The organism is Vibrio sp. T13N (assembly GCF_032970445.1).
GTDB lineage: Bacteria > Pseudomonadota > Gammaproteobacteria > Enterobacterales > Vibrionaceae > Vibrio > Vibrio diabolicus.
Genome location: NZ_JAWJYE010000001.1, coordinates 150,027 through 171,322, shown reverse-complemented (window position 1 = coordinate 171,322; position 21,296 = coordinate 150,027). Strand labels below are relative to the sequence as shown.

Sequence of the window (21,296 nt, the reverse complement as noted above, 5' to 3'; positions counted from 1 at the left end):
AGACAATTTTGAAAAAGAGCGCCAGAAATCTTCATCCCTCATTATCAATCGACCGCGCACCATCGGATGTATTTATGAATTTTGAAGCCTTTCTCTCTAATACAGAAACGCGAATTCATAGCCATCCTTGGGGGCAAGTGCAGCTGATCAGCGGTGGGATCCTAGAGATGGATGCAGAAGATACAAGATTTCTAGCGCCTCCGCATCTTGCAATTTGGGTTCCTGCTGGTATCCGTCATACTAGTTACAACCGTAAACCTATCGAATATTGTTCTTTGAACATTGCCCCTGAATTGACAGCGCACTTTCCTACCAAAACGAGTCTGATCAAAGTGACTCCAATCGTGTCGTCCATTATTGAGGACTTTCGCCAACGAGACATTAACGTGGCGCAAAGTGATGAAGACAAGCGCTTGGTCCAGGTGTTATTGGACCAGCTTGCAAAGCAAGAAGTGGAACACCACTTTTTACCAACGACCGATAACAAGTATCTTGAACCGATCTTAAAAGCAGTAGAAGAATCGCCGACGGATGAGATCAGTTTGGCGGAGTGGGCGGAAAAAGTGCATACCACAGAACGCACGTTGGCGAGACACTGTCAGAGTGAGTTGGGCATGAGCTTTACTGAGTGGCGTTTACGTGTGCGTTATTTGCATTCTATGGAGTTGTTGCGTAAAGGGCAGACCGTGAAAGAAGTCGCGCTAACGTTAGGTTATAACCAAGCCAGCCCTTTTATCGCGATGTTCAAGAAATACTCCGGCATGACACCGGAGCAATATAAGAACCGCTTATTATAACTGAGCCAGAACGTAATCTAGACCACCGACCACGGCTGCAACTTGCGCATCGTTGCACTCTTCGTCGGTCACCGTTGGGCTGTCTGGGTACACTTCCGTTGTCGTGCCGTAAACGCAATTTGTTACGCCGCCACACAGACCCAGCTTCACCATTGGGTAGTTGATAACGCCAAACTGTACGACTGGTGAACCAATGATTTCGCCATTTTCATCTGCAGGTGCAATGTGAGTCACTTTCGCAACCGATTCAATCACCGCTTTTTGAAACTCGGGTTGAGGGTTTTCACTATCTCCAACTGTGTAAAAACCGTCTGGGATCATGCCCTCGATGTACTCAATGCCATCACGAGCGGCAAGCGCAGGACGGAACTCTGTTTCATCGGAGTCTGTCGTCTCGTGCAAATCAATGTGCATTAATACATCGCCTAATGTCGCAACGAGCTTCATGAGGTTGGCGGATTCTTCGGCGGGGCTATCCTTATAGAAAGAGCGGTTTGGATCAATCGCGTTTGGATTCCAGCGGTTGATCACCTCGTAACCCCAAGGGCTCACGCAAGGTGCAACGACAATATTGAAATGCTCTGCGTAGCGCTCTGCTTCTGTTTCTACAAACTTTAAAGCGCCATGTATACCGCTGGTTTCGTAACCGTGCACGCCGCCTGTGACCAATACAATAGGCTTCGTTGAATCCCAATTGCGAGTTTTGATACAAAACAGAGGGAAACGTGCCTCGTTGTATGAGAGCGCACCATATTGTTCAACATCAAAACGCTCGCGTAGGGCATCGATTTTACTGACGACTTCATCTTGGTAGCTACGTTTTACTTCTTGCGTTGCTAACCAAGCTTTACGTTCCTCTTCGCTCCAAGGTTGGCCAGGGGTACCGATTGGGTAAATGTATCCACTTTTCATCTATACTTTTTCTTTTGACTGCTGAAAGGTACCACAAGACTAGACCTGTCTTATCTTAACGGCAATATAAAACACCATTTGGCATAGTATTCTTTGCAAAATCATCACTTTGATGAGTGATTTATTGGTGTTACATTTTGTTACTTACTCAATTTCATATAAGAGACAAAAAATGGCTGGAGCAAGTTTACTCACACTGTTGGATGATATTGCCACGGTACTCGACGATGTCGCCTTAATGTCGAAAATGGCGGCAAAGAAAACCGCAGGTGTGTTGGGTGATGACCTAGCGTTAAACGCTCAACAAGTGTCTGGTGTTGCATCTGAGCGAGAAATTCCAGTGGTTTGGGCGGTTGCGAAAGGCTCGTTCAAAAACAAATTGATTTTAGTTCCTTCAGCATTGCTAATTAGCGCGATTATTCCATGGCTTATCATGCCATTATTGCTAATTGGCGGCTTGTTTCTCTGCTTTGAAGGGGCAGAAAAGGTGCTTGAGAAAGTGTTCCCTCACTCGCATCCGCACGAAGAAAAAGAAGAGTTAGTTAATACTGGCGAGTCGATAGAAGAGTATGAAAAACGCAAAGTTGCTGGTGCGATTCGAACGGACTTTATTCTTTCAGCGGAAATCATTGTGATTGCGTTGGGTACCGTGACTGGGGCGAGCCTTGTGACGCAAATCTTAGTGGTGAGCTTAATTGCAGTCATCATGACCATTGGTGTTTATGGCTTAGTAGCAGGCATCGTGAAATTGGATGACTTGGGCTTCTACCTTGAAATTCGCTCAAAAGGTAAGGGCTGGATGGCGAAAGTCGGCAGTGCTTTAGTTGCTTTCGCACCAAAGCTGATGAAGTTGTTAACGATTGTGGGAACTGCCGCGATGTTTTTAGTCGGCGGGGGGATTGTTGTGCACAACGTACCTGCCATTCATCACTTTGTAGAGCCGATTATTATGAACTTTAGTGGTCATTCGGTTGCTACAGCGATTCTGCCTATTTTGCTTAACGGCATTATCGGCTTTGTGGCGGGTTTGATTGTGGTTGCTGTGTGGACTGCTGTAGAAAAAATTCGCGGCCACTAGTAATCACAGCTCAAAACAAGAAAAGAACAACAAGGGTCATGACTTCTTTTCACAGAAAGGCATGACCCTCTTTTATGGATGGAACGTCAATAAAGTACTTACTTCACTTTCCATTCGATCTGTTCATTTGCTCGAATAGGCACAACGATATCATTGCCAAATGGCATCGTTTCCGGCACATCCCAAGCGGATTTTTCTAACGTTACCGTATCTGTGTTGCGCGCAATGCCGTAAAAATCAGGACCATTGAAGCTTGAAAACGCTTCCAAGTTTTCCAGCTTGCCTTCATTCTCGAATACTTCTGCATAAAGCTCTAGCGCTGCGTGTGCAGTGTAAGAACCAGCACAACCGCAAGCGGACTCTTTTGCCCCTTTCGCATGTGGTGCCGAGTCTGTACCTAGGAAAAACTTCTTGCTACCACTAGTTGCTGCTTCGATCAGCGCTTGCTGGTGGGTTCCGCGCTTAAGAATTGGCAAACAGTAGAAATGAGGTTTAATACCACCCACAAGCATATGGTTACGGTTGAAAAGAAGATGGTGAGCAGTGATGGTAGCAGCTACGTTATCTGAGGCGTTATTAACGAAGTTTGCTGCGTCGGCGGTAGTGATGTGTTCTAGAACGATTTTAAGATTAGGGAAGTCATTGACGATAGGAGCGAGGACAGTATCAAGGAATTCTTTCTCTCGGTCGAAGATATCAACATCGTGATGTGTTACTTCGCCATGAACCAGAAGTAACATTCCGACTTCTTCCATTGCTTCGAGAACGTGGTAAATGTTCTTCGCATTGGTCACACCGGAATCTGAGTTTGTGGTAGCGCCTGCAGGATAAAGCTTGGCAGCAACAATGTTTCCGGTGGCTTTAGCCTTACGTATTTCATCTGGTGTGGTGTTGTCTGTGAGGTAAAGCGCCATCAAAGGTTCAAACTGTTCGCCATGTTGCTCTTTTAGAATTCGGTCACGGTAGGCTAGGGCGAGCTCAGTTGTAGTAACTGGTGGGACGGTATTTGGCATGATCAGCGCACGGCCATTGTAGCGGCTGATGTCGCGAACGGTGTCTTTAAGAACTTCCCCATCGCGTAAGTGAACGTGCCAGTCGTCAGGACGAGTGATTGTCAGTGTTGTCATTAATTGCTCCCACCATTGAAAAGTTGTCTGATTGGAGCCTAAGCGCCGTATTTGCTTTTGAGCAAACGCTTGCGCTTAGGCGACAGGATGATAGAGGAATTGCCCTCACATTTCATCCCATTTTTCACTTTTCTACAGAGTGAGAGTGTAAGTGGTTACTTCATTGTTAACCAAAGCGCGTGGATCGTACCTGGTAGAAAGAAGAAACACGTCAAGATTAGGTTGATCAAAAAGTCTTTGTTCAAACCTTTCTCCATAAACACCGCGACGGGTGGAAGAAAGATACATAACAAAATCAGAACCAGTTTTCTTGTATCCATAATTAAGCTCCAAATCAATAAATGGGGGCAGTGATAACTCAGATGAATTATGTGTGCCGTATCACACTTTATCAAACGGTATTTGGTCAGAACGGTGTTAAAAAACGCGAATGTTGAGTGTAGTAAATACTTGTCGCTCAAACCAAATTTATAAGAATAACATTCAGAAAAGTTGAGTTGGATGAAGCGGCAGTAGACTCTGCAACTTAATGTGATTTGGGTATACAATACTGCAACAAATAAAAAACACCCTGTAGGAAGAAGGCCATGTCGCAACCCGTTTTATCCCAAATTAATGTTTTTCCGGTTAAGTCAGTTGGCGGATTATCGCTGTCGTCCGTATGGGTTGAGAAGCAAGGATTGAGCTTCGATCGTCGCTTTATGATTGCGAAAGCTGATGGCTCGATGATCACTGCGCGAAAGTATCCGCAAATGGTAACCATTAAGTCTGCCTTATTATCCGATGGGGTTGTGTTTAGCAGTTTGGGGATGGAGCCGCTTAAAATCCGTTATCAAGACTTTAAAATGCAGGAAACGCCAGCAACAGTTTGGAAAGACACCTTTACTGCATATACCACCACAGATGATGCAGATGATTGGTTTAGTCGTGTATTGGGTCAACGTGTTGAGTTGTTGTTTAGTGGTGAGCAATCTAATCGTGTTCGCGAAAAGCTAGGACAAAACGTTAGCTTTGCCGATGGTTATCCGGTGTTAGTGATTAGCCAGGCTTCCCTTGATGAACTGAACCGAAGAAGCTCTGAGCAACACTCTATGGATCAGTTCCGTACTAACTTAGTGGTCTCTGATACCAAGCCGTTTGAAGAAGATTCATGGAAGCGCATACGAATCGGTGAGGTAGAGTTTGAGTCTCTCAAACCTTGCGAGCGCTGTATCCTGACTACGGTGAATACTCAAAGAGGCACGTTCCGAGAGAGCAAGGAGCCACTTAAAACCTTACAACAGTTCCGTGCAAATGATGTCGGTGGTGTGTTCTTCGGGCAAAATCTTGTCGCGCGAAATGAAGGCATTATTCGTCAAGGCGATAAAGTTGAAGTATTGGAGTACAAAGAGCCGGAGTTTTACGCAGATAACTCGCCAGTGCGCATGACGTTAACATGTGTTGAGCGTGAAGAAATCGCCAAAGACTTCGTGACCTTATGGTTAGAACCAAACAAAGGTTCTTTACCTAATTACTTGCCAGGACAACACCTGCCAATAGAAGTGAATATTGATGGTAAGAAAGTAGGTCGACGCTATACGCTATCATCCAGTCCGTCTCGTCCGGGTCGCTATGCTATTTCTGTTAAGCGTATTGCAGGTGGAAGAGTCTCTAATTCGCTCTTAGACAATTTACAAGTCGGTGATGTTTTAGAGGCAGAACAACCTGATGGCCAGTTCCACCTAAAAACTCATGAAGCGCAGCCTTTATTGTTACTCTCTGCAGGCAGTGGAGTAACACCAATGCTATCGATGGTACGTTACTTAGCGGATCATAATCAGTTGGAGAACGTGGTTTTCTACCATCAATGTCGTACCGAAAATGATATTCCTTGTCGCTCTGAGTTGGAGCAGTTAAAGCGTAAGCACCCGGGGTTAGAAGTGAAAATCTGCTTGACGCAGCCTGCCGTTGATTGGTTTGGGTTAAAAGGGCGTTTAAGTTTGTCACACATTAAGCAAATCAAAGATATTGAACAGCGCCAAGTGTTTGTGTGTGGTCCTGATGGTTTTATGGAGAAAGCGAAAAATCTCCTACTAAGAAAAGGGCTGCCAGAAGAAAACTACCATCAAGAAGCGTTTGGCGTATCTTCAGTCACTTCAAGACCAGAGAAGAGCATAGCGATCGATTTTAATGGGACGAAAGTTGTAGGGAATAATCAGAAAACGTTGTTAGATCAGCTTGAAGACGCAGGGAAGGTTGTTAGCAATAGCTGCCGTGCTGGCTTATGCGGCGCGTGTAAGGTTCAGCTTACGTCGGGTCAAGTACATCATCCGGACGTGCCTGCGTTGACAGATGAGGAACGTGCGATGGGAACCGTATTGGCGTGTTGTGCTGTTCCAGAGACGGACGTGACGGTAACAAACTAAGCGAGAAGGCTCCCGGGTTCTCAATAAAAACGCTGCTAACTTTAGCAGCGTTTTGAGTTTAAAAGTGAACGAAAAATATCGCTTAGTCGTAAATCGTCGGGATTGGCTGACGTTTGTGCTGCGTAGCTTTGTAAATCGCTACCAGACGATCACTCACTTGCTGTGGAACGGGTTTGCCTTCTAAGAAGTCATCGATCTGTTCATAAGTTAAGTTCAGAGCATCTTCATCTGCTTTTTGCGGCTCTAGTTCTTCTAGATCTGCCGTTGGTACTTTCTTAACAAGTAGTTCTGGTGCGCCTAATGTTGCAGCCAACTCGCGGACTTGACGCTTGCTTAAACCAAATAGAGGGGCAAGGTCGCACGCGCCGTCACCAAACTTAGTGTAAAAACCAGTGATGTTCTCTGCTGAGTGGTCTGTTCCCAATACTAAGCCACCAACGTAACCAGCGATTTCATATTGTGCAATCATACGAGCTCGCGCTTTTACGTTACCTTTTACGAAATCAATTTTGTCGGCTTCAGTCGGAAGCAGGCCCGTCCCTTGCAACGCGGTATCAGTCGCCGCATGCAAACCGTCAACACCATCTTTAATGTTCACAGACACAGAGTGTGTTGGCTTGATGAAAGAGAGTGCCAGTTGCGCTTCATCTTCATCTTTTTGCTCACCGTAAGGCAGACGTACTGCGATAAACTGATATTTGTCAGTACCAGATTCCGCATTCAATTGTTCTACTGCAAGCTGGGCAAGGCGACCTAACGTGGTTGAGTCAACACCGCCACTAATGCCAAGCACGAGTGACTTACAACCTGCTTCTTGTAGCTTACGCTTAATAAAAGCAATACGGCGTTCAATTTCAAAATGCGGATCAATTGAAGGGAGTACACGCATTTCATCACGGATGGATTGTTCCATTTAGGGTTCCTTTTCCTGCAAATATTTCAGACACCAAAGCCCGCTTGCTCAAATGTTGATAAACCATGCAATTGAGACTGATAAACACGACTTTAGGGTCAAAAGCTGTAAAGATTAGTAGTATCATACCGAAATCATCAGATTAGAAAACTCTCTTCAACCAGGTAATCACCGGATATGAAAAAAATCGCCATTTTTGGTAGTGCATTTAACCCACCTAGTTTAGGGCATAAAAGTGTTATTGAGTCATTGAGCCACTTTGACCTTGTGCTACTTGAACCTAGCATTGCACACGCTTGGGGCAAGAATATGCTCGATTACCCAACTCGGTGCAAAATGGTTGATGCATTCATCAAAGATATGGGGCTTTCTAATGTTCAGCGTTCTGATGCAGAGCAAGCTTTATACCAACCCGGACAAAGTGTGACAACCTATGCGTTGTTAGAAAAAATTCAAGAAATCTACCCAACAGCCGATATAACTTTTGTCATAGGTCCTGATAATTTCTTCAAATTTGCTAAATTTAGTAGAGCAGAAGAGATTATGGAACGTTGGACTGTTATGGCGTGCCCTGAAAAAGTAAAAGTCAGAAGCACGGATATACGTAACGCATTGGTTACGGGTGAAGACATAAACGCCTACACAACCCCGTCCGTCTGTGAATTGTTGCTTAACAAAGGCTTATACAAAGAAACATTATCTGGGAACTGAGAGGTCAGATTTTCATGGTCAGATTAGCCGTATTTAGTGCATGTGCGCTGCTTGTGGTCACACAAGCTCATTCTGCGTGTAACTATTTTTCTGATCGTTCTGTTGTGTTTGAAGATAACACCCTTCCTATCTGTGAAGAAATTTTAGATTCCATTGGCGTATTAAGTACGGATGCGTTGATTTGGTATGCTGCGGAAGCGAAATTCGAAGGGCCAACAGAAAACTATTGGGAAGAGTGGGCGATTAAGCCGGAAGACACACCACTCCTAACCCAAAATCTAGAAAAGAATTATTTTGGGCTTGGTTTTTGGATGCCGGAAGAGCTCCGAGACGAAGAGAGCAAAATGGACACAGAAGAGTGGCTCCGTAGTCATGGCCTGATGTTCAGCGTGGGTTTTGGTGATAAATCCGACGGACAGCCAAGAATGCGATTTGATTATCGTTGGCACGAATATTACGACGCTGACTGGATGATGCAGATTGAAGTTCCCTTCTAGTCACCTTGAGCGAACATAAAAAGGGCGTACATCATCCATGTACGCCCTTTTTATTTTTATCTGAGTCTCTATTTTCTGCGCGCGTCACTCTGCGTAATACTGAAAAGATCGCTCTTTAGAATGCGAGTTATAGCGCTTCTCCAAAGACCAAAAAGCAAAGTTGCTCATATTCTTCTGTATTACCCGCAAAAAGCGTATCGACAATCTGCTCTTCTTTCTTTCCCGACAGCTTCATTTTTCTTGCTTCACGGAGTGTCAGTACCAAGCACAGCTCCTTAGAAATGTCCATGTCACAACCAGGCGTCCACTGATTGATGGTTTTTGTTAACGTTGAGTGCGCTAGTTTCGGAGAGAGAGTCAATACTTCATGTCTTACTACCGTCAGTAGATCGGTTTGCAGATCTGAGCGCTCGGCTGTTGTTGCTAGTTTCTCGACGAGGGCTTTTAGCAGCGGTGAAGGTTTCACAAACCCTGCTTGTTGTGAGAAGTCATCATTTAAACGCACAGAAAAATCACAACGATATACACGAGAATTAGGTAAAAAGGTGAGGGAGCTCAAACATCCTTGAGGAATCCAAAAATATTGGCCTGGTTCAATGGCATACTCCTGCTTACCCAATTTAATGACGGCTAACCCTTCGACGACAGACAGCAGACTGTGCTTCAGTGCTTTTTTGCGCGCAGCTACTTCAAGAAAGGGGTATTTAGCGTCGTGAAATTCAATTGCGTAGTTCATTATGAGTACCAGTGTTTTTTGGCGCTAAGGGTAACGTTAAACCTATACGATTCCAACCAGCTGAGAGAATTTTTTAGCATGAGAAATTGTAGCTTAACTGGTATGACCATGTTAAAAGTATGGGTTGAAATGCTGCTTGTCAGCAAAACTATGCGTAAAATGTGCCAGCTTTTTTTGATATGTAATGAACAATGACTGCCAATACCGATCCTTATATTGAAATTCGTCCTTACAATGACGAAGAAATTCCAGCAGCGCTGGATCGTCTAATCCAAGATGATGAATTTATCACTGCTATTCTCGATCATCGCTTTGCTAATAAAGCAGCGTGGTTTAAAACGCTAATGAGCCCGATCCTGCGCATCTACCTGAAAGCTAAATGGAGCAAGCTTGATTCTGTAGAAGCGATTCAGATTGAAGTGAAGAAGTATCTGAAAGATACATTGAATAAGACAACGGATGGCGTCACTTTTTCTGGTTTGGATAAGCTGGATAAAAACACGTCGTACTTATTCGTTTCTAACCACCGTGATATTGCGATGGACCCTGCGCTAGTAAACTATGGCTTGTACCAAAGTGGGCACCGTACAGTTCGTATTGCGATTGGTGACAACCTGCTGAAGAAGCCATGTGCGACTGAATTGATGCGACTCAATAAAAGCTTCATCGTTAAGCGCTCTGCTAAGGCGCCTAGAGAAATGATGAAAGCATTAGGACAACTGTCGAGCTACATTAAACACTCGCTTGATACCGGTAATTCAATTTGGATTGCCCAAAAGGAAGGTCGTGCCAAAGATGGAAATGACTTTACTGATCCTGCGATTTTAAAAATGTTCCATGTTGAAGGTCGCAAGCAGAAGATCAGCTTTGGTGAATACACGCGTTCTTTGAAAATCGTTCCTGTCTCGATTGCCTATGAAAATGATCCATGTGACATTGCCAAAGCAAAAGAGCTGTACGAAAAAGCAGAAAATGGCCGTTATGAAAAAGGTGAATTTGAAGATATCGAAAGCATCATTCAGGGCATCATTGGTTATAAAGGCCGTGTGCATGTCGCGTTTGGTGATGTGATTGATCAAGAGTTTGAAACGCCAGAATCTCTTGCCGGCGAAATCGACCGCCAAATTCACAACAACTACAAGTTGTACCCAATCAACTTGCTAGCTGCTGGACGCGAAGATTCAAGCATCATCACAGAGGCGGTGAAGCGTCACCTCGCGGATAAATTGGAGCAGTTACCTGAAGGGGCAAGACCTTATTTGGTGGCGAGCTATGCCAACCCAGTGAACAATCAAGAGTAATATTCATCACTGAACTTGATGGATTATGAACGCCTTAAAGCCTCGGTTTCCCGGGGCTTTTTCTTGTCTGCTTTTTAAGGTGCAACAGCCCCGCCAAGGGTTAAATTGCTAGGCCACTTGGTGATCTTGTTACCACCTAAAAAGATATTCCCTTTCACCGTCATCGTGTCTGGAAATACTTGTAGCGCGGATCCTCCTATATAAAGGTTACCATCAACCACCAATCCTTCAGGAAGAGCAGAGATAGGAGTGCGAATAACACTTAAATCGCCTTTGACTCGAAGTTTAGCTGGGAGCGTTTTTAATGGTGTATCCGTCAAGTTCAGATAACCGCCGAGTTTGATGCCCCTAGGCCAGCTTTCGATCTTACTACCCAGTAGATTCGCATAACCTTTTATCTTTGTACCTGAGCGAATGGTTTTGAGCGCGCTGTTGGTTGCTTCCAAACTGCCTCCAACATCAAGCCCCTTAGGCAGCTTTTTGATCGGGGTTTGCGAGATATTTAAGTTGCCTTTGACCACTAACCCAGAAGGTAATTGGGTGTAAGGTTTGTTTCGTAGATCAAGATTACCGTAATTATCGGTGTGACCAAACTTAGAGTAGTAATCTAGCTCATATGCGTAAGATGAGAAGCAGAGCAGCATCAAAGTAAGGAAAAGGGAAACAATACGCATAGCCAGAGACTTAGTTAAACATAGAGATCTTAAGTGCTCATCTTATACTTAAATAGACTCATTATGCATACTTTGTTAACAGTTTTTGATTTATAGCCCAAGAACTTCAAATTAGGGCTTTATCTGAAAGCATACACGCTCTCACGATGCCGAGTTGCTTCAGTGTGCAAGTTAGGGAATGATTAAGTGATTGATTATATAGTTTATTTAAAAGTAAATGTGAGAAAAATATCAGTAGAGATATGAAGAATATGAGGTTCTGCCAAGAACTGAACAAGCGTCCTTGTTAGTATCATGAGCGTCTGAGGGAGATTTTCATGAAGTTAAAAAGAGTGTCTATTTTTGTCGCTGGTGTTGTAGCAGTACTACTATCTGGGGCCGCTTTTGCTAAATCATACAGTACGCCAGAAAGCAAAGCGCTGGTGGTCGCTGACGGCAAGGTAGGTCAGCGTATCTGTTACTACGATGATAAAGCCTACACCACCGGAGCCGTGATTAATGTTGAGGGTGTATTACTGATGTGTACAGCTGAGAACGATTTTGAAACGAATGGTTCGTTAAAGTGGGTGGTATTCAAAAAAGATAAATAAACACCAAAAAACGGTCTGTTTAATATTAGGATAACGGAAAAATAAAAAAGCGAGCACAGAGCTCGCTTTTTCCATTAACGCGCGAGTGAGCGAGTTTTTAATTCAAAGATAAGCTTTTCAGCACTTACTTCAAATTTGAATCGAGCCGTCGCTTGGTTTGACTCTTCTGTTATTTCAGAAACATTGTATTCAACATCAGCACATACTGATTTAGCGAGCTCAATGTATTTTTGTAGTTCAGACTCTAGCTCTGTTTTTGTCTGTGCGAAAACCGTTACGTCGGCAACTTCGTCACCTTCTTTGATGATGAAGCCAATCTCGCCTGCGCAGCCGCAAGCTTCACATACTTGGTTTTTTTCTAATTCGACACTCATAACGAATCCTCTTGTAAATACTAAGGGTATTCTATCAGGTATTTGATCTGTATCTACAAAAATGACGAGTTTTGAATAAAAAAAGAACAGAATAGGCGCTTGTTAAGTAAGGGTTAAAGATTGGATTACTAAATCATCAAGAACGTTAATGTGATATATATCAACATTTAAAATCAATTAACGAACATAGTGACGAGATTTCGCTCAGCCCAGTTGAACTAATGGACAATTTATAAGACTATTTCTTGATTGATTATTTTTAATAATTATCATTCTTGGTCTTTGAATAGTTTCGATGAATAATTGGCGCAAGGTTTTGATGAGACTAACTTTTCGCCTTATTTTGAGTAGCATGTATTGACAAAAACATAACTGCAAATTGCACATTACGCAGTGTAAAGACGTTATGATTTGGAACTTAACTTTATATTAAGTAGTCGCAGTACATATATCCAAACGGCCTTAATGCGCAGGTGTTAGCGGTTCAATTTTTAGGTTTCGCTTAACGAAGTGCCTTGGGCTAATTGGGTATAATGCTAAGAATGATTTCATTCTGGCCTCATTTAATAGTGAGTTAGATGGATTTACAAAGAGAAGAGCTTAAAATATGCCAAAGCGTAGTAAAGAAGATACCGAAATCACTATCCAAAAGATCATGGATGCCGTTGTTGATCAGCTACTAAGACTAGGTTACGACAAAATGTCGTACACGACTCTAAGTCAGCAGACAGGTATATCTCGTACCGGTATTAGCCATCACTTCCCTAAGAAAACGGACTTCACCGCCGCACTGGATGGCCGTATCTTTAAAATGTTTATTGAACACCTAGAGTTTGATAAAGGGCTAAGTGCATTTTCACAAAGTTGGATTAAAGCACTGGAAGATGCTGAGTTCCTCGCGATTTTACGACTGCTATTCCATCACATTGTCACGGCCGAAAATGCGCAAGAATTTGCTGCTAACGGTATTGACCGTTTATACAAAATGGTTGAAAGCCAGTTTGGCGCAGGTGGTGACAAAGAGCTCGAGTGGTTGATTGGTCGTTCATTGATCCAAATGAGTAAGTAATAGCAATTGAGAGCGCTAGATGAACACTTGTTTGCTGCTTTGGTTGTAAAGCCAAGGCAGAACACAGTAATTTTCTCGCCGCTCTTTTGAGCCCAAGATTCGATTAAATATCAAAGCAAAGGCCCGCAATATGATTATTGCGGGCCTTTGTCGTTTGGAAAGCAGAAGAGACGGCTCAGAAGAGATACACGCTAAGCGGCGGCGTGAACTTGAGGAAAGTCTAAAGTTGGATGTTTTGTCACGATGGAGCGGTAGCCATAAACGTGCTCAATGCGTTCTGGCGTCAGTGCATTCCATGGTGTGTCATCACAAACCAGTTTTCCGTTATGTAAAAGTACAAGTCGGTCTGCGTACTGGGAGGCTAAATTCAAGTCATGCAACACGACAACGACTGCGGCGTTCTGTATTTTCGCGGCCTCACGAGCAATCTTTAACGTGTTGTGTTGGTGGGCGAGATCTAACGCAGAGGTTGGCTCATCAAGCATCAAGATTCGTTCCTCGCCAGATTGGTGTAGCTGTGTCATCACGCGTGCTAGATGTAATCGTTGCTTTTCGCCACCAGATAAAGATGGGTAGAGGCTTTCTGCCAAATGCATTACATCGGTTTGTTCCATGTAATGTAAAGCTAACTTAGTTGTTTCTTTATTGGACAGCGATAGCGGAATCGCGCCTAATTCGACCACTTCTCTGGCTAGAAATGGGAAGGTCAAGGTACTGTGCTGTGGAAGCATCGCAATGTGTTTTGCGCTTTTTTCAGGCTCCCAATCATGCTTTTGTTTACCGAAGTAGGCGATGTCATGATTTGAAGAGATTTCACCACACAGAAGCTTGAGCAAAGTACTTTTGCCCGCACCGTTGGGGCCGAGTAGGGCGGTCACTTCACCAGCTCGGATATCAATATTGATGTCATCGAGAACAATTCGCTTGCCAAATTTCATCGAAATGTTTTTACCCGATAAAACGATCTGGTTCATTACAAAATCTTCCCTTTCTGCTGGAACAATAAGTAGATGAAGAAGGGTGCACCGATCAAGGCGGTCACGATACCGACGGGTAATTCTGCTGGTGCCACGGCAATACGAGCAAACATATCAGCAGCGGTAAGAAGCAGCGCTCCCATGAGTGCAGAGATTGGCAGTAGCGTTCGATGGTCGGGGCCTGCTAGCATGCGTCCTAAGTGAGGAATCACGAGCCCGATAAAACCAATTGCACCACTAATACTCACCGTGATACCAACCCCCAATGCAGAGAGCAAAATAAGCTGTCGTTTGAGTTTTTGGACCGGAACTCCCAAGTGTCTTGCTTCTGATTCCCCTAGCAGAAGAGCATTCAGCGCCATCGATTTTTTCTGGAACCAGAATAATAGGACGACCAGCGTGACAGCGGATAGGCCTATCCCCGACCAATTTGCGCCAGCTAATGAGCCCATCGACCAAAGTGTTAGATCTCGTAGCATCTGATCATCAGCAATAAAGTTCATGTAACCGATCGCCGCTCCTGAAAGCGCGCTGATGGCAACACCAGCTAACAACATAATCGTCACTGAGGTACCAAATTTACTTGTGCCGAGCTTATAAACGAGAATGGTCGTCAACGCACCACCTAGGAAAGCAAAAAGAGGCAGTGCAGCTAAGTTCATTAGATGCGGATAGTTTTGGCTAAACTCAGCAAATACAACAATAGCGAATGCACCACCAAGAGCAGCGCCAGCAGACACGCCAATGATGCCGGGTTCGGCCAACGGGTTGCGGAATAAGCCCTGCATAACCACGCCACAAATCGCCAAAATAGCCCCGATGAACATACATAAAATGGTGCGAGGTAATCGGATCTCATTAATCACCAACTGAATGTGAGGAGCGAGATCAGAACTGCTTCCTGTTAGGCTACGCAAACTGTCAGTGAAACTAATGCTCATTGGACCAACGGTAATAGAGGCGATAGCAACAAATGCTAAAAAGCCACTAAGTACGGATAACGTCGTTGAAAGGGAGATACGTCTTAACAACATGCCATGTCTCTATGGGTAAAGCAGCGTATTCAAACGCTCGGCTTCTGCAAGGCTTTTAAGACCCAAACCACCAACAAGGGCGTGACCGTCAATCGTGATGATATTTTTATTCATTCCCGCAGGTGTTGCGGCGAGAAGTGGCATTGCTTTTAAAATCGCATCGGCACCGCCCAGCGTTTCATAGCTGCGACCGCTAACGAGAATAACGTCAGGCTGCATCTCTACCATGGCTTCTGTGGATAAAGGCTTGTAAGAAGACAGCTGGTCAGCAGCTGGGTTTTGTCCTCCTGCTAGCTGGATAATTGCATCGGGTGTGGTTTCTGATCCTGCAACGTTCGCAGGTCGACCTTCATGGATGAGTAGAAACAGTACTTTCTTTTTCTGAGCTTGAGCAGGTTGATTTGCATTGAGTGCTTGAACTTGTGCTTTCACATCTTGCTTTAAATCTTCCGCTTTAGCCTGGCGATTCATAAGGTTCGCAATTTGATCGATACGTTGGTAAAGGCCCTCAACGTTGGCATCGGTATTGACGATTTCTACATCTACCCCCGCCGCTTTTAATTGGTTCAATGCCGTTTTCGGTCCCATCTCATCAGAGCCAATGACTTTTGTCGGACGTAAGGCGAGCAACCCTTCTGCTGAAAGGCGGCGATGGTAGCCTACTTTAGGCAGCTCCATGCCTTTTGGTAACTGACTGGTTACGTCGATAGCAACCAAGCTATCTTTGGCGTCGAGTTCAAGCAACAGTTCAGTGACGGCACTGCCTGCACTAACAACACGCTCTGATGATGGTGTTTCATTGGCAAAAAGTTGGCTACTCGCAAGTAGGGAAATGGCAGCCGTAACAACAGCATGAATGGTGGCACGTGTGTTCTTCATTTTGAAAGGATCTCTATCTTACTTATTTTTATGATGGCTCTTCAGTGAGTAACTGAGTTGCCTGAATTCCGTTTTCTTGTAAAAAGCCGAGAAGTTGAACTAGCGACTGAATGTTCGCGGTTTTTTCTGCTCCAATCACAATCGGTTTATCGCTTGATTTACTCTCTTCTAGCAGCGCGAGGGTAAAGTTGTCCCAATCGATGTATGTCTTGCCGTTAATGGCCCAGTAAGGCTCGTCTTTGAGAATATTTACCGTGATGGATTGCTTATCGACATCTGCAACGGCCTGAGATTCTGTACTCGGTAAATTGACATCTAATGAATCGAGCTTGACCGCTGCAGTTAACATCAGGAAAACCATTACGATAAAAATGATGTCCAACAGCGGTGTTAAATCTGGAGTTAAGTCGTTACGAGTGTTGTCTTGTGGCGTTTTAATCATTGTGCTTCTGCCTCGACCTTTGCAGAAGAGCGCACTGCTAATGTTGAATTGTCTGGCGACACGTGTTGCAGAGAGATACCTTCAAGCCATAAGTTGACATAGTTTAATGTGTGTTCGAGTTTGGCGATCACACGATCCGCCCACAAACCAATGATTTGTGCTCCTGAAATCGCAGGAAGGGCGATAATAAGACCTGCTGCAGTAGTGCGCATGGCCAAGCCTAGACCGTCTGCCAAATCATTCGGGGTGATATTCCCCGTTGAGACAGCGATGCCTTTGAACATCTCAATTAAGCCAAGTACCGTACCAAGCAAACCAATCAAAGGGCTAATGACGCCAATCAACGTCAGTAAGCGAAGGCCAGAATGCAGCTGATGACGTTTTTCTTGTAGCCAAATGCCTGCGGCATCTTCTCTTAGAGACTTTGAGAAAGAGTGATGGGCAAGCAACATGGCAACGCCACGATAAAGGAGCGGTCGCTTATGCGACAATTCTTCTGCAAGCGTCTCAAGATCGTTTCCATTCGTTGGGTCTAACCCAATGAGTTTTTGGCGAATGGCTCGTTTCCCGACGCCAAGGCTAATCAAAACGTGGAATAACCGCTCGGTAATGATCATGACGGTGAGGGCTGAGCAAATGATCAAAGGCCATGTCATTAGGCCAAGTTGAGTTTGTAATTCTTGTAGTTGTTCCATTATCCATCCAACTTAAAACGAACAGGTACTTGTACTCGGTGAGCCACTTTTAGCCCGCCCGAAATATGTGGTGTAAATTGCCACTGTTTGATGGCACGAAGCGCTGAGGCATCCAGCGATTCTGTGCCGGAAGACTCAATCAAAACCTGTTTAATTTGATTGCCATTTTCATCGAGCCATATTTCATATAAGGCTACGCCTTCGATACCGCGTCTTTGTGCAGATCTTGGGTAGCGAGGCTGAGTTGGTTGATTCACAAACGTTGGTTTGTCGACCAAAATAGGTTGAGACGTTGCCCCTTTGGATTGGCTCGCTGGCGCGGTTTGCTGAGCGACCATCTCTTTCTTCGCCGGTTCCGTTTTTTTCTTCGGTTTGGCTTCGGGCTGATTCTCTTGTTTTGTTACGGCTTTGGTTGGTTTAACCGTCTTAGGCTTAGATTGTTTAACTGGCTCTGTTTTTTTCTCCACTACCTTTTTCTTAACAGCGTCTTTCTTGACGACCTGTTTCTTTACGATCTTCTTTTCTGGCTCAGGCTGCTCCTGAGGCTCTTTTGGTGGCGCCACATTTTCTGGCGTGGATTTTTCGACGGTAGGTGGTGGTGCCGATACAAGGTTTAAACTTACCGAACTTGCTGGATTTCCAGCAGGCATCGCGAACACTTTCGTTTCTTGAGAAACAAAAAGAAGTGCGGCATGGATGGCAAGGGAAGCACCTCCTGCAATGACATATCTTTGTACGTTCACGGAATATCTCGGGAAACTATGAAAACTTGAGCAGATTATTACTCACAACCGAAATAAGATCAATTATCAATTGCATTATCATTACGCTCAAATTATGATTCTTGCAGATTTTTAAAGACCAGCCTCTACCCCTTATATGGTGGGAGCTAAGCGAGTATATATGAGCGTCGATATCGATAAATTTGACGAATCAGTGTTGGGAAGCGATAGCCCTGACCCATTGCGATTTGCCTTTGTTAAGAAACATTCGGCACACGCTGGCGGAGCGAGCGTGCCTGTACCTCCACCTCAGCAGCAGGCGATTTTTTCAAGCGTTACCGCTAACTCGGTTAAAGCGACCAATAAACGTTGTCTTTATATTCACGTTCCATTTTGTCGCGTACGTTGCACCTTTTGTAACTTCTTTCAAAATGCTGCGAGCCGCGCACTGGTTGATGAGTACTTTGACGCACTGATGCAGGAGCTCAAGGAGAAAGCTGCATTGCCTTGGACACAAAACGGTATTTTCCATGCTGTGTATATCGGTGGTGGAACGCCAACGGATCTGTCTCCAGCACAGGTTCGCGTGTTAGGTCAGGCGATTCATGAGCACTTTCCTTTGGCCTCGGATTGTGAAATCACCTTAGAAGGTCGCATCAACCGTTTTTCTGATGAGCTATACCAAGGCGCTCTCGATGGTGGATTTAATCGTTTCTCTTTTGGTGTACAAAGTTTTAATACACAAGTGCGTCGCAGCGCGAAACGATTAGATGATAGAGAAGATGTGCTCAAGCGAGTTAGCGAGATTGCCAACGAAGACAAAATTCCTGTCATTATCGATTTACTCTACGGCTTGCCTTATCAAACCAAAGAAGTGTTAGAGCAAGATTTAAATGATTTTCTCTCGACTGGCGCACACGGGTTGGACTTATATCAGTTGGTCGTCGGTGGTTCAGCACCCATGCTTAACCTTGTAGAAAAAGGAAAAATCCCCCCACCAGCTACCACGCCAGAAAAAGCAGGCATGTATGAGCTCGGTGTGAACTTTATGGCCAAACACCATATGAAGCAACTGAGTGTGAACCATTGGGCAATCGATAACCGTGAACGTAGTTTATACAACAGTTTAGCCAAGACATATGCAGAGGTACTGCCAATTGGCTGTGGCGCTGGAGGTAATATCGGTGGTTACGGAATGATGCAACATCGCACATTGGCGACCTATATTAAAGCCATCAAAGAAGGACAAAGCACCATCGCTATGATGATGAAGCAAAGCCCTCTAGAGCCACTATTTTCTGCACTCAAATCCGGGTTTGATCGCGGTATCGTTCAGGCAAACCAACTGCCATCGTTTATGGGGGAGGACACGTTCGGATTTTTAATGCCTCTATTTAAAGTGTGGCAGCAAAAAGGTTTAGTAGAACTGCATGAACGCAGCCTAGTTCTTACTCTTGCTGGTAGTTTCTGGGCTGTTTCATTGGCTCAAGGTTGTATTCAGGTACTTACGTCAGAGATGAACGAAACCGTACCGAAAGTATCCAATAATTAATGAAAAAATTGAACAAAGACGGAAAACATATGGAATCAATCAAACAACAAGTTGAAGCATTACTAGAGCAAGAACCGCAATTATTGCCAGCAGCGATGGCAGAACGTCTCGGTTTTTCTGAATTTGAGGTTGTTGCGGCTTTGCCGCAGGAAATGGTGGCCATCGCTCCAGGAGCGCAAGCACAAAGCATTCTAGAAGGTTTGGTTGGTTTCGGCCCGGTGACGACTATTGTTCACTCTTTTGGCTCTATTTTTGAAGTCAAAGCACCATTCCCAAAAGGAAAAGTGGCGCGTGGCTATTACAATTTAATGGGCAGAGAAGGTGAGCTACACGGTCACTTGAAACTAGATAATGTTAAAAATGTTGCGTTGGTAAGCAAACCGTTTATGGGTAGAGAGAGTCACTATTTTGGCTTTTTCTCTGAGTGCGGAAGCAATATTTTCAAAGTTTATTTAGGCCGTAACGAAAAGCGCGAGCTACTTGAAGATCAAGTCACCGCATTCCGCGCCCTACAAGCCGAATTGAAAAAGTAATCACAAACATAATCGAGGCTCAACTCGAATACTAATTAGTAAAGTCAGGTATCAATATGGATCAACAAGTTAAACAAGAGCGTTTGCAAGGTCGTTTAGGGCCAGAGATCAAAGAGTTTCGTCAGGAGCGTCGTACACTTCAGCTTGCAACTGTCGATGCAGAAGGTCGCCCGAATGTAAGCTACGCGCCTTATGTCCAAAACCAGGAAGGCTACTTCGTACTCATTTCTAAAATCGCTCGTCATGCTCGTAACCTTCTAGAAAATCCAAACGTTTCTTTGATGATGATCGAAGATGAAGAATCTTCAAAGCAGTTGTTTGCTCGTAAGCGTTTAACTTTTGATGCTGTGGCAAATGTGGTTGAGCGTGACACGGAGATGTGGCACCAAGTTGTTGGACAAATGAAAGAACGTTTTGGGGAGATAATTGATGGTCTCAGCCAACTAGAGGATTTCGTGTTGTTTAACTTAAAGCCAGAATCGGGGCTATTTGTTAAAGGCTTTGGTCAGGCGTATCAAGTGTCTGGTGATGATTTAGTAGATTTTGTTCACCTTCAAGAAGGTCACAAGAAAATCGAAAGTGCTTGATTGTAAATCGGTCATGTAAATATCGATCATTCGGAATAATGAACGCATAAGGGGAGTTAGGTTATACTGGCTCCCTTTTTTATATTGGAACAAAAGCATGAAGCCTGTGAGCAAGGAATTGAGCGAGATTTGCTATCCCTTTATTTACGAGGACAGTCCAGTTTGTGACTTTGAAATCACGGCAGATGAACTTTGTAGTCGTATTGGTTTAGTTCTCGCGATGGATCTGGACGAGTTTAGCCGCGATATACTGACAAGAATGCAGCCTAATGTTTATCACCTAAATGGTTCGGTTCGCGGAAAGCTGGCGATTACAGAAGCGGAAGTTGAGGAGCTAAAGGCAGATTATGATTCGCTTAAGCAACGCATTGATGGTGGATTCAAAGGTTTCGTTCTACCCGGAGGGTACCCTGCATCCAGTCAATTGCATTTGTGCCGCTGTCAAGCTAAAAAAACGGTACGAGCATTAGTTGCGATCGAACATGCAGGTAAGAAGCAACCTGCCCCCATTCTATTTCGTTACGCGAACTTATTAGCGAATGTACTTTATAGCTTGGCTTCTTATATTAATCACATCAATCAAGTCGAAGAGACAGAGTTTGTATCTCGTAGTTACTCGATGCCAAAGAAGTGACCTGAGAAACTAGCAGCTGCGAGCATCAAAGCTTCTGCGCGAAAAAATGGCCGAAAA

General features: G+C 44.4%; 25 protein-coding genes. 12 read left to right on the top strand and 13 right to left on the bottom strand.

The annotated features are described in order from the left end of the window. Window positions 1–8 precede the first annotated feature (8 nt). Entirely contained in the window at window positions 9–797 is a 789-nt protein-coding gene (locus tag R2S67_RS00815) for an AraC family transcriptional regulator (RefSeq protein ID WP_048625321.1), read from the top strand. On the opposite strand, the gene R2S67_RS00810 is transcribed toward R2S67_RS00815, so the two are convergent. After that, window positions 792–1,709 (bottom strand): M14 family metallocarboxypeptidase, encoded by a 918-nt coding sequence (locus R2S67_RS00810; protein ID WP_317341741.1) that lies wholly within the window; start codon window positions 1,707–1,709, stop codon window positions 792–794. The two genes, R2S67_RS00815 and R2S67_RS00810, sit on opposite strands and share 6 nt — an antisense overlap. A 172-nt stretch (window positions 1,710–1,881) precedes the next feature. Here R2S67_RS00810 and R2S67_RS00805 point away from each other — a divergent pair, with 172 nt between their 5' ends. Next, entirely contained in the window at window positions 1,882–2,787 is a 906-nt protein-coding gene (locus R2S67_RS00805) for a DUF808 domain-containing protein (protein WP_046873771.1), read from the top strand. 98 nt (window positions 2,788–2,885) lie between these two features. Here the strand turns inward: R2S67_RS00805 and pyrC are convergent, their stop codons facing one another. Together pyrC and R2S67_RS00795 are read right to left on the bottom strand one after the other, a co-directional pair. Beyond that, complete coding sequence (pyrC, locus tag R2S67_RS00800) at window positions 2,886–3,914, bottom strand: dihydroorotase (RefSeq protein ID WP_048625318.1); 1,029 nt, start codon at window positions 3,912–3,914, stop codon at window positions 2,886–2,888. A gap of 155 nt (window positions 3,915–4,069) precedes the next feature. After that, complete coding sequence (locus R2S67_RS00795) at window positions 4,070–4,234, bottom strand: YqaE/Pmp3 family membrane protein (RefSeq protein ID WP_005375297.1); 165 nt, start codon at window positions 4,232–4,234, stop codon at window positions 4,070–4,072. 267 nt (window positions 4,235–4,501) lie between these two features. Here R2S67_RS00795 and R2S67_RS00790 point away from each other — a divergent pair, with 267 nt between their 5' ends. After that, complete coding sequence (locus R2S67_RS00790; protein ID WP_317341740.1) at window positions 4,502–6,319, top strand: hybrid-cluster NAD(P)-dependent oxidoreductase; 1,818 nt, start codon at window positions 4,502–4,504, stop codon at window positions 6,317–6,319. Window positions 6,320–6,401: 82 nt separating this feature from the next. Here R2S67_RS00790 and nadE read toward each other — a convergent pair whose 3' ends face one another. After that, window positions 6,402–7,232: an ammonia-dependent NAD(+) synthetase gene (gene nadE / locus R2S67_RS00785; RefSeq protein ID WP_006742205.1), complete on the bottom strand. Its 831-nt coding sequence runs from the start codon at window positions 7,230–7,232 to the stop codon at window positions 6,402–6,404. Between the two features lie 177 nt (window positions 7,233–7,409). Here nadE and R2S67_RS00780 point away from each other — a divergent pair, with 177 nt between their 5' ends. Both R2S67_RS00780 and R2S67_RS00775 read left to right on the top strand, forming a co-directional pair. Next, window positions 7,410–7,943, top strand: a complete 534-nt coding sequence (locus R2S67_RS00780) for a nicotinate-nicotinamide nucleotide adenylyltransferase (RefSeq protein WP_317341739.1) — start codon at window positions 7,410–7,412, stop codon at window positions 7,941–7,943. A 14-nt stretch (window positions 7,944–7,957) separates the two neighbouring features. Beyond that, on the top strand, window positions 7,958–8,440 hold the full coding sequence (locus R2S67_RS00775; protein ID WP_006742203.1) for a hypothetical protein: 483 nt from the start codon (window positions 7,958–7,960) through the stop codon (window positions 8,438–8,440). 127 nt (window positions 8,441–8,567) lie between these two features. Here R2S67_RS00775 and R2S67_RS00770 read toward each other — a convergent pair whose 3' ends face one another. Continuing rightward, window positions 8,568–9,176, bottom strand: coding sequence for a hypothetical protein (locus R2S67_RS00770; RefSeq protein WP_047008435.1), 609 nt, complete (start codon window positions 9,174–9,176; stop codon window positions 8,568–8,570). Between the two features lie 191 nt (window positions 9,177–9,367). On the opposite strand from R2S67_RS00770, the gene R2S67_RS00765 reads away from it, so the two are divergent. Beyond that, window positions 9,368–10,477 carry a 1-acyl-sn-glycerol-3-phosphate acyltransferase gene (locus R2S67_RS00765; protein ID WP_006742201.1) on the top strand — a complete coding sequence of 370 codons (1,110 nt, stop codon included), beginning with the start codon at window positions 9,368–9,370 and terminating at the stop codon, window positions 10,475–10,477. Between the two features lie 74 nt (window positions 10,478–10,551). Here the strand turns inward: R2S67_RS00765 and R2S67_RS00760 are convergent, their stop codons facing one another. Continuing rightward, window positions 10,552–11,151: a hypothetical protein gene (locus R2S67_RS00760; RefSeq protein WP_046873766.1), complete on the bottom strand. Its 600-nt coding sequence runs from the start codon at window positions 11,149–11,151 to the stop codon at window positions 10,552–10,554. Between the two features lie 317 nt (window positions 11,152–11,468). Between R2S67_RS00760 and R2S67_RS00755 the strand changes: the two genes are divergently transcribed. Beyond that, window positions 11,469–11,741, top strand: a complete 273-nt coding sequence (locus R2S67_RS00755) for a YnjH family protein (protein WP_046873765.1) — start codon at window positions 11,469–11,471, stop codon at window positions 11,739–11,741. A 74-nt stretch (window positions 11,742–11,815) separates the two neighbouring features. Here the strand turns inward: R2S67_RS00755 and R2S67_RS00750 are convergent, their stop codons facing one another. Then, entirely contained in the window at window positions 11,816–12,115 is a 300-nt protein-coding gene (locus R2S67_RS00750) for a YfcZ/YiiS family protein (RefSeq protein WP_005375307.1), read from the bottom strand. Window positions 12,116–12,722: 607 nt separating this feature from the next. Between R2S67_RS00750 and R2S67_RS00745 the strand changes: the two genes are divergently transcribed. After that, window positions 12,723–13,184, top strand: coding sequence for a TetR/AcrR family transcriptional regulator (locus tag R2S67_RS00745; RefSeq protein ID WP_005392508.1), 462 nt, complete (start codon window positions 12,723–12,725; stop codon window positions 13,182–13,184). Window positions 13,185–13,375: 191 nt separating this feature from the next. Here the strand turns inward: R2S67_RS00745 and R2S67_RS00740 are convergent, their stop codons facing one another. From R2S67_RS00740 to R2S67_RS00715, 6 genes are read right to left on the bottom strand one after another with little or no spacing between them, the layout of a single operon-like run. Further along, a complete protein-coding gene (locus R2S67_RS00740) occupies window positions 13,376–14,158 on the bottom strand; it encodes a heme ABC transporter ATP-binding protein (RefSeq protein ID WP_237311260.1) in 783 nt (260 codons plus the stop codon). Next, complete coding sequence (locus R2S67_RS00735; protein ID WP_317341738.1) at window positions 14,158–15,195, bottom strand: iron ABC transporter permease; 1,038 nt, start codon at window positions 15,193–15,195, stop codon at window positions 14,158–14,160. The genes R2S67_RS00740 and R2S67_RS00735 overlap by 1 nt, the downstream gene beginning before the upstream one ends. A 9-nt stretch (window positions 15,196–15,204) precedes the next feature. Next, window positions 15,205–16,074: a hemin ABC transporter substrate-binding protein gene (locus tag R2S67_RS00730; RefSeq protein WP_237311258.1), complete on the bottom strand. Its 870-nt coding sequence runs from the start codon at window positions 16,072–16,074 to the stop codon at window positions 15,205–15,207. A gap of 28 nt (window positions 16,075–16,102) precedes the next feature. After that, complete coding sequence (locus tag R2S67_RS00725; RefSeq protein WP_005392512.1) at window positions 16,103–16,516, bottom strand: ExbD/TolR family protein; 414 nt, start codon at window positions 16,514–16,516, stop codon at window positions 16,103–16,105. Then, complete coding sequence (locus R2S67_RS00720) at window positions 16,513–17,211, bottom strand: MotA/TolQ/ExbB proton channel family protein (protein WP_005392513.1); 699 nt, start codon at window positions 17,209–17,211, stop codon at window positions 16,513–16,515. The genes R2S67_RS00725 and R2S67_RS00720 overlap by 4 nt, the downstream gene beginning before the upstream one ends. Further along, window positions 17,211–17,954, bottom strand: coding sequence for an energy transducer TonB (locus tag R2S67_RS00715; protein WP_258680583.1), 744 nt, complete (start codon window positions 17,952–17,954; stop codon window positions 17,211–17,213). Before R2S67_RS00715 ends, R2S67_RS00720 begins: the two co-directional genes overlap by 1 nt. 160 nt (window positions 17,955–18,114) lie before the next feature. Between R2S67_RS00715 and hutW the strand changes: the two genes are divergently transcribed. The 4 genes from hutW (at window position 18,115) to R2S67_RS00695 (ending at window position 21,239) form a co-directional block, all read left to right on the top strand. Then, window positions 18,115–19,485 (top strand): heme anaerobic degradation radical SAM methyltransferase ChuW/HutW, encoded by a 1,371-nt coding sequence (hutW, locus tag R2S67_RS00710; RefSeq protein ID WP_282149841.1) that lies wholly within the window; start codon window positions 18,115–18,117, stop codon window positions 19,483–19,485. Window positions 19,486–19,514: 29 nt separating this feature from the next. After that, window positions 19,515–20,018 (top strand): heme utilization cystosolic carrier protein HutX, encoded by a 504-nt coding sequence (hutX, locus tag R2S67_RS00705; protein WP_317341737.1) that lies wholly within the window; start codon window positions 19,515–19,517, stop codon window positions 20,016–20,018. A gap of 56 nt (window positions 20,019–20,074) precedes the next feature. After that, the gene (gene hutZ, locus R2S67_RS00700; RefSeq protein WP_006742192.1) at window positions 20,075–20,605 is read left to right on the top strand and encodes a heme utilization protein HutZ; all 531 of its coding nucleotides are present in this window, start codon (window positions 20,075–20,077) and stop codon (window positions 20,603–20,605) included. 97 nt (window positions 20,606–20,702) lie between these two features. Next, the gene (locus tag R2S67_RS00695) at window positions 20,703–21,239 is read left to right on the top strand and encodes an ATP:cob(I)alamin adenosyltransferase (RefSeq protein ID WP_005392518.1); all 537 of its coding nucleotides are present in this window, start codon (window positions 20,703–20,705) and stop codon (window positions 21,237–21,239) included. Window positions 21,240–21,296: the final 57 nt, after the last annotated feature.